An 8,772-nucleotide genomic window follows, 5' to 3' on the forward strand; every position below is an offset into this window, starting at 1 on the left:
TCTCATTAGTTCCAATTTTATCTAATTATCAATATTTTATTCAATTAATCCAAGAATTTAAAGAATAATTTATCGGGTAATGAAAAGATAGTCAGGCTTTTCCAATTTGATCTGCTCTTCGTTGAATAGGTTAAATTCAAAGGGATTAAAATTTTTTTGTTTTTGTTTTGAAAATTATATTTCATTTCTATATTTGTAGAATAGAATCTAATCATATAGAACATGAACCTTTCAAATGGAGAAGAGCAGCTGATGAACTATTTATGGGAAAAAGGATCGGCATTTATGAAGGATCTGCTTGAGGCCTATCCCGAACCAAAACCAGCTCCAACCACTGTTGCTACATTGTTGAAAAGGTTGACGGACAAAGGCGCTGTCAGCTATAAGGTGTTTGGAAATTCTCGGGAGTATTATCCTGAAGTTCAGAAATGCCAATATTTCTCCAACAAAGTGAATGGACTGATCAAGAATTTTTTTAATGATTCACCTGCTCAATTTGCTTCATTTTTCACGCAAGAGACAGATCTCTCTCAAAAGGAATTGGAATCCCTCAAATCAATAATCGAAAACCAGATTAAATCCAAAAAGCCATGATATTGTTTCTGCTCAAATCCACGCTCTCCTTGGTCTTGTTATTGGCCCTTTACCACGTTGTGCTATCAAAAGAAAGCACGTTTAGGTTCAATAGGTTTTACCTGTTGTTTGCTTTGGTTTTTTCTTTTTTGGTTCCTTTTATTTCCATTCCTAAAGTCATCCCTACCGTTCAGGACAACTCAGTTAAGATTTGGAATAATTTTGAATCAGCTCAATCAATTGTTGTAACCTCAACCCTCACGGCTATTGAGGAACCAAAAAGTTCAACACTTGAATATGGTGTTGCAAAAGATCCGGTTCCATCTCCTGATTATTGGAAAATGACTATAGCAATTATTTACGTTGGGGGATTTTTGTTTTTTACACTCCGATTTGGTTTTCAATTGGGAGGTTTTTGGAAATTGATAAAAGAGAATTCCCAAATCCTCACTTCAACCCATACCATAGTGCTTATGAAGGGGGAGTCATTGCCCTTTACTTTCCTGAATTATCTTTTTGTGTCCAAATCAACCTATAAAAATAGTGGTATTGAAAATGAAATCATTGCCCACGAAATGGCCCATATCCGACAAAAACACAGTTGGGACATCCTGGCTGTAGAAGTTCTCAGGTGTATATTTTGGTTCAATCCGATTCTTTTGCTGTACAGAAAAGCCATTCAACTTAACCATGAGTTTTTGGCAGATGAAGCTGTCAATACGACTTTCAGGGATATTACTGCATACCAATGGCTGCTGTATTCGAAAGTCCAAAACTTCAACCCCAACTTCCCCCTATGCAGTCCATTCAATTACTCGGTAACTGCCAAAAGGTTGAAAATAATGGGAAGTAAAACCGATCCTTTAAAATCCGCTTTGTTGAAAAGTCTTAGTTTTGTTTTGTTTGTAGGAATTATTTTTGCCCTTTCACCCATTAAAAATTCCCTGGCCATTTCTATTCCATTTATGGATTCAGGTCCGGAAGAATATGAAACCATCATTGCAGCAGCATTTGACGAGAACCAAGCTTACATGTTGAACCTAACCAAACTGAATTTAAAAGCCCTTCAAAAAGCTTATGAAGGTCTTTCAGAAGAAGAAAGGGGTGAGGTGACAGAATTCCCTTTCTTTGAGGAAGCCGCTTTCTCGAGGTTGCTGGCATTACAGAAGATTCCCGACAAAGTACAAGTGGCCATGCAATACAACAACCCTCCTCCAACTATGCAGATTAAAATAGAGATATGGGAAAATTGGAGAAAGACCAAAAATGTAGAATTGGAAATCGATGGTGAAATGCAGGATATTTCTGTTTTGGACAGTTACACCCCTAAGGATTTTGTATTGCATGAGGTAAGGGAAACATCACCCAAAAAATTCCTGAAAAAGCCTTCGTACATTGTCAAATTGACTACCCCTGAGGAATACCACAGAAAATACATCATACCTAAAAAAGAGATCAAAATCATTGTGGCCCAGTTCGAGGATGGAGATAGAGCTGAGGCTTACTATTTTATGAAAAACATGTTTAAGTTTGGTCATCCAATCAACTCCGATATTGAACCTTTTGTACCTGAAAATTTCGAAGCCTCGGTTCTTGATGCATTTTTAAATTTTTCGCCATCATCCTATCGGCAGTCGGATATTATTCTAAAAGTTGACCTTGAAAAAGATATCCCAATTTCTATTGTGATTAATGGGGAAAGAAAAAGTGTCTTCGTGCCAATCGTGGAGAACGGAAGCAAGAAAAGCGACAATAGAAGTAAAGCCACGGTGATTGGATGGTCAGATTTGAATCCAAAAACCAAATTTGAATGAACCACAAAAGAGACAAAAGAACACAAAAGAAAACATTCCAATTCTTGAATCTTTTGTATCCTTTTGTTCCTTTTGTGGTTCATAAAATAAGTTGTAATAATCAGTCCAATAGTAAAATGCCAAAACTTCTTTATTTCAAATAACCCTTATAAAATACTTCTTATATGATTGTCCTATATCTAGGATTGAAGTTGTCTAAATATTTAATCTGATTTTATTTGGATAATTTTTAATATTTTTATTACTTTAGTTGTAAAGATAATCCTTTTTAATCCTATTGTATATATGCTAAAGAATATCAAAGGTGTATTGCGATAAATTGAAAGGGAGAAATTCAGCAAAAAATGTATATACTAAAAAGGACATTCTTTATGTCTTTTTACGTCTATAGAAATATAGTACGGTTTCATTAAGAATATACAGGCTGCGACTATAAGCTTTAGCCAAAAAATCACAGGAAGTAATTTTATTCATAACCTTTTCATCAATAATTCATTCAAAACTATGATCTATTTCCATTAACCAAAAATCCTGAAATTATGAAAATATCAATTCTATTGATCCTATTATGTTTAATGATGGCAGGAATAGGATGTACACGTGACGAAGAACCTAACAACATCGGAGTTTTTGAGGTAACTGTAGTAGGCAAAGGGATCGACTGCGGGTCACTACTGGTTATTGATTTTGAACAGGATGACCAAAGCCGAATTAATGCCATAGCAGGAACATCAGAATGGCTGAGATTTTATGCTTATAATCTCGATATGAAATACAATCAACCTGGAAAGATTTTAAAGGTTACCGCAAGAAAGACCAAAGATGGAGAATTGCGCCTATGTAGAACTTTAGGGCCAGGCTATCCATGGATTACCATTTTAAATGTAGACGAATAAGATACTTTCACTACTTTCTAATAAAAAAACCAGACATATGAGAAATACATACTTACACTTTATTCCCTTAACCAAATATATCGGCCATGCCTACGGCATTTGGGTTACAATCGCATTCGTGTAACCCCCTGTTGAAACAGGGGGCTAAGATATGGTTCATGCCTACGGCATTTGTAAGTTTGCAGTTGATCATGAGGTAGATTTTACTCTAAAGCTCCGTAGGAGCGGTCTATGTTTTAGCAACGGGTTTCAACCCGTTGTCGGAGAGATAGTGAGGTAAGGTTAGTTCCAGAGGAACGGACGATATTGAGGGATTTGATATTGGAGGAGTTTTTGTCATATAGGAAATTGATTCCTAGGTTAATCCACCACTTTGATAATCTCCATTAGTACATCGGATTTTTCACCGTAATTTCTGTCAAAAGGGAAAGGATATGCTGTTCTACCACGCATAGGCCAATTGTTCAACCAACTGCCCCCGTCATGGATACCCCAGAATGTGACTCGGGTGATATGATCCTTATGCTTGTGAAACAGGCCGAACAGTTCACCATATCGCTTTGCTAATTTATCCTGAATGTCAGTAGGAAGCCCATCTTTATATGGATTGTATTTTTCTTCAAATACAAAAGTTGAATCAATGTCTGCACCGAATCTGTTGACCGGGTTGGGCAATACATCAATGTCCAATTCTGTAAACATTACTTTAAATCCTGCATCCGCTATTGCCACAATCGAAGCTTCAATTTGATCCAAAGTAGGTGACTCAAGGCCATAATGCCCTTGCATGCCAATGCCGTCAATTCGAATTCCTTCTGCTTTTAGTTCCTTTGCTAATTCTATGGCAGTATTCCTTTTAGCAGGCTTCCACATATTGTAGTCATTGTAATACAATTCCGCATCAGGATCTACTTCATTGGCTTTGATAAAAGCCCTCTTAAGAAAGTCCTTTCCAGAAGCATTATACCATTTTGAAGCCCTGTATTCACCGTTATCCATAATCGCCTCATTGACAACATCCCAACCATGTACCCGTCCTTTGTATCTTCCGGCTACTGTTTGGATATGGTCTTCCATTCGTTTTAAAAGATCATCTTTTTCAAGGAGATTACCTTCTTCATCTTCAAATACCCAATTTGGAGTTTGGTTATGCCAAACCAGGGTATGACCGACAATGAATGCCCCGATCTTTTCCCCGATCTCCACAAATTGATCAGCAGGTTCAAAATTATACTTGTCCGGTTCAGGATGGATCGGTCCCCATTTCAACAGGTTTTCCCCGGTGATACTGTTGAAGTGTTTTTCTAAAACTGGCAAAGCCAAAGAATCCCGACCATTGACCTGTCTATTATTGAGTGCAGCACCGATAAGGAAAGCGTCTTTATAGGCTTCTTTTAATGTTTTGGGTTCTTCCGGAGCCGGAGTGCAACTGATGAAACACAGTGTCGCAAAGGCTATCGTTACAAGTGTTAATAGGTTTTTATTCATGGTTATATTTTTCAGGTTTGTTTTCAATTTCAGATATTTTTAAAGCTCGTTATCCATGCATAATCGAAGAAGTAGCCGTGACCTTAATCCCTGTAGCAACAAAAGTTACCTTTTAGAATCAATTCCCTCCTGCTTTAGCTGGAGGGAAATAAGAATCCTAATCTCCCCTGGATTTAGCCGAACTAAATACCTTTCCTTAAATCCTAGCTTTCTATTTTGGCTAAAGCCCAATACTCCTTAGCATTAACTTGTGAATGGGCTGATTCCTATTGATAATGAATAATCCAATATGTCGTTTCTTTTCTGGATGTTTTTGAAAAAAAAATTAGGGACTCAGAAGGATGGAGCACTACTTTACCCATCTTCCCTGTCGTCAGGCCCTTCCTTTCTTTTCTCTAACCTTTTCCCTCAAAAGACCCTAACATCGGTCATCGGTCATCTGGCAAATCAACTTCCGTCTCCCTTCAAATCCCCGGTACAAACTTCGGATTCAACTTCATATAATAGCCCAGGTCATAGGCAGGCTTTTCTACTCCTGCCGGTAAAGGCATCTTGGAAAACTGACCAAAATACAATAGGCAGGCATCCCGCCACCAAACAGCCTCTTCGGACTGTATTTGTAAGAAAGAAAGGACATGTTTGAAGCGCTCTTCATCCACATAGTCAGACATTTTTGTCCAGGTCTCAATATTTTCCCTGGACTCTTCTACGCCTTTCTGATAATGGAGTGCAATCCCGTTCCATAAGGTATTGCCTGAAGACAGCTTATAATTCCAAGGAAGATGGTGGAACCAAAGCAAGTATTTTTCAGGAACGGACTTTAAATTTCCCCATTGTTTTTGGATTTCCGGGGCATATTGCCCCAAGGCATTGCTGCCTGTTGCAGTCCTGTCAAACCCAACGCCTTTTTCCGAGGCTTTATGATAATAAGTTGCCGTCCAGTCATCTCTGCCTCCTCCCGTTACCCAAGGCCCTGGCCCGTAGTGATGGCTTCTGGCCATGATATGGTGAAGTCCAAGAGGAGTCATATAATTGACCACCATTTCATGGGATGAAAGCATCATCTTTTTGATCGGTTCTGTAAAAGCCTTGTCAGTAGTAAAAGTCAGCTTCAACCACTCCTCAGCAATATCTTCCGATCTGGCATTTGGATTCCAGGCAAATTTGCAGAATGCAAACCAGTTGGCCTGATGAAAATGATGTCCTGTCCAATTCCTGTCTGTACCAATATTGGCCACTCCGGCCATAGCTGTCAGGGAATAGTTATGCAGACTGCCGTCAATGACCTTACTTACGGTTGATCCTTTACCCTTTGCATAGGTATCCGATTGAAGAACCTCTTCATACATCGGGGCCAAAAAAGCCAAATGGGTATCATGTCCAAGATATTCCTGGGTGATCTGGAATTCCATCATCAATGGGGTTTCGGGCATGGCTCCAAACAAAGGATGAAAAGGCTCCCTCGGCTGAAAATCAATGGCTCCGTTTTTTACCTGAACAATGACATTGTCCCTGAATTTACCATCAATAGGTTTGAATTCGTTGTATGCTTGTTTGTGCCTGTCGTCAGGGGTTTTTTCACTGTACACAAATGCCCTCCACATCACAATACCTCCAAAAGGAGCGACCGCATCGGCCAAAACATTGGCGCCTTCGGCCTGGGTCCTGCCATAATTGTGCGGTCCCGGTTGTCCTTCTGAATCGGCCTTGACCAAATACCCTCCAAAATCCGGAATGTAGCTGTAAATCTCTTTCGTCTTTTCTTTCCACCATTCCTGAACTTCCGGGTCTAATGGATCCGCGGTCCTTAATCCACCGATTTCCATTGGTGAAGAAAACCTTGCCGTCAGATACAGTTTGATACCATAAGGACGAAAAACATCCGCCAATGCCCGGGCTTTGGCAAGGTATTCCGGTGTCAGAACAAGGGCATTGGCATTTACATTGGTGACTGCTGTGCCATTGATCCCAATGGAGGCATTGGCACGGGCATAATCATGGTATTGCTGATCGATATGACGGGGAAGCCTGTGCCAGTTCCAGATACTGAATCCTGCATATCCTCTTTCTACCGTTCTGTTTAGGTTGTCCCAATGGTTTAATATTCTTCTTTCTATTTTGGGATTGTCCAATACATCGAGACGCTCCAGTTGTTCCCTTGCCTGAATGGATTTCAGAAAGGCAAATGTCCCATAAAGCAATCCGATATCGGAATTGGCTGTAATAATGACCCTACCAAGATGATATTTCAACCAATATCCTTCCTTTCCAATTTCATTCAGTTTTTGACCAAAGTTACTTTTGAGATCTGCAGGCAAATCATCAGCCTTTCCGATCCAGCAAATGTTGGAATCTCCCGAATGTTTGAATGATGGTTTGACGTTATTGTTCAAAAAACCCGATGCAGCTATTTCCAGTTCTTTTTGAATGACATCGATGGTAGGTGATGTGCCGACAATATTGATGTTTTCCAGATAGTCTCTGTAATAATCAGAAACTGCTTGATTTTCAAATGGAAAATATTGTAGCCAAAGTTTATACCCATCATTAGCGGTGGCTATACAGGTGACAAATAGGAACAATAGGCTGAGAGATGTAATTTTCATTGTTTTGGATTTACTGACTTATTTCCTTTTGGAAGAATCCCTGATGATCAGGTCTGACCTTAAGGTGATCTTATTGGTTTTTTCCAACATCCCCTCTTTCGGGTTTTCCAGATATTTGATCAGGTTTTTCATGGCTAATTCACCCATTTCATAGCCGGGATAATCGACTGTAGTGATGTTAGGTTCAACCAAACGGGAAATCACTTCATTGTTAAATCCGACCACGGCCATGTCCTCAGGTATCCGGATTCCTTCCAATTTCAGATGCCTGATGCAACTTGCCGCACAGACATCGTTGGAAACAAAAAGGCCATCAGGCAAGGGGTTCATTTTCATAATTTTCCTGACAATTTCTTCACCGGCCTCTTCATTTAGATCTGAATGGATTATCAGAGAAGGGTCAAAAGTGATGTCATTTTCTAAAAGAGCATATTTATAACCTTTTAATCTGTCGGCATAGACATTGATATTGATGTTGCCCAAGACATGGACAATCCTTTTACACCCTTGTTCCAATAAATGGTCTGTGGCCTTTTGAGCTGCCTGAATATTGTCAATTACTATCCCGGTACAGCCGGAATTCTCGGCAATCCTATCATAAAACAGCAATGGAATTCCTTTTTTTAGAAATGGAGTGTAGTGATCAATATTTTCAGTACCGCTTGCCAAAGATACCAAAAGCCCGTCCACCCGGCTATTGAACATGGTGTTGGCATTTGCCTTTTCTTTTTCAAATGATTCAAGAGATTGGCTGATAATCAGGTTGAGCCCGCCTTCGTTGGCTGCTTTTTCCATCCCCGCTATGACTGAGGATTGGAAGCTGGAATTCAGTCTTGGGACAATTACACCTATATTATTTGTTCTTCTTGTTCTGAGATTGGTCGCAAAAACATTGGACTGATATCCCATTTTATGCACAGCATCAAAGATTTTCTTTTTCGTTTTTTCCTTTACAGCAGGATGGTTATTGAGTGCTCTGCTGACTGTCGTAGGTGAAACTCCAACATCCTTGGCTATATCATAAATGGTGATTTCTTTCTCCATGAATATTTTAAAGACAGGTTTTTTAGGACTTTTCTGAAATTACTCAAAATCCAATTTGGATTTGTTTCTTTAGGGGAGAGTAAGAATCCTTGGTACGCAATGATGCCAGTAAAATGGTAATTCAATATAATTCTCGCCAGGAAACTTAAATGTCCCGTACATCGGACTTCCGACATCGTCCCGATAGCTATCGGGATTCCAAACTGTTTGAAGTAGAATATTGGGTTACTGGCAAAGAAGCGTATAACCATTTTAAAGTAATTCAAAACTATATGATTTTTCTACTGTTTCAAAACTATTTTTATGAAATCGGTTGCTGAGTAACTTTTATTTTGATTTTATAATGAATAC

The 8,772-nt window shown here is 39.2% G+C and carries 6 protein-coding genes; 3 read left to right on the plus strand and 3 right to left on the minus strand.

All coding sequences use genetic code 11. The annotated features are described in order from the left end of the window. The first annotated feature begins 222 nt into the window (after window positions 1-222). The 3 genes from ACEW8O_RS20855 to ACEW8O_RS20865 all read left to right on the plus strand — a co-directional run bounded on the left by ACEW8O_RS20855 (window position 223) and on the right by ACEW8O_RS20865 (window position 3,283). Window positions 223-594 carry a BlaI/MecI/CopY family transcriptional regulator gene (locus tag ACEW8O_RS20855; RefSeq protein WP_373496560.1) on the plus strand — a complete coding sequence of 124 codons (372 nt, stop codon included), beginning with the start codon at window positions 223-225 and terminating at the stop codon, window positions 592-594. Further along, window positions 591-2,387, plus strand: a complete 1,797-nt coding sequence (locus tag ACEW8O_RS20860) for a M56 family metallopeptidase (RefSeq protein ID WP_373496561.1) — start codon at window positions 591-593, stop codon at window positions 2,385-2,387. Before ACEW8O_RS20855 ends, ACEW8O_RS20860 begins: the two co-directional genes overlap by 4 nt. 539 nt (window positions 2,388-2,926) lie before the next feature. Then, window positions 2,927-3,283 (plus strand): hypothetical protein, encoded by a 357-nt coding sequence (locus tag ACEW8O_RS20865; protein ID WP_373496562.1) that lies wholly within the window; start codon window positions 2,927-2,929, stop codon window positions 3,281-3,283. Window positions 3,284-3,643: 360 nt separating this feature from the next. Here ACEW8O_RS20865 and ACEW8O_RS20870 read toward each other — a convergent pair whose 3' ends face one another. From ACEW8O_RS20870 to ACEW8O_RS20880, 3 genes are all read right to left on the minus strand, one after another. Then, the gene (locus ACEW8O_RS20870; RefSeq protein ID WP_373496563.1) at window positions 3,644-4,771 is read right to left on the minus strand and encodes an endo-1,4-beta-xylanase; all 1,128 of its coding nucleotides are present in this window, start codon (window positions 4,769-4,771) and stop codon (window positions 3,644-3,646) included. Between the two features lie 464 nt (window positions 4,772-5,235). After that, the gene (locus ACEW8O_RS20875; protein WP_373496564.1) at window positions 5,236-7,377 is read right to left on the minus strand and encodes an alpha-glucuronidase family glycosyl hydrolase; all 2,142 of its coding nucleotides are present in this window, start codon (window positions 7,375-7,377) and stop codon (window positions 5,236-5,238) included. Window positions 7,378-7,395: 18 nt separating this feature from the next. Next, window positions 7,396-8,421, minus strand: a complete 1,026-nt coding sequence (locus ACEW8O_RS20880; RefSeq protein WP_373496565.1) for a LacI family DNA-binding transcriptional regulator — start codon at window positions 8,419-8,421, stop codon at window positions 7,396-7,398. Between the last annotated feature and the right edge of the window lie 351 nt (window positions 8,422-8,772).

The organism is Aquiflexum sp., assembly GCF_041749095.1.
In the GTDB taxonomy this organism is placed as follows: Bacteria; Bacteroidota; Bacteroidia; order Cytophagales; family Cyclobacteriaceae; genus Aquiflexum.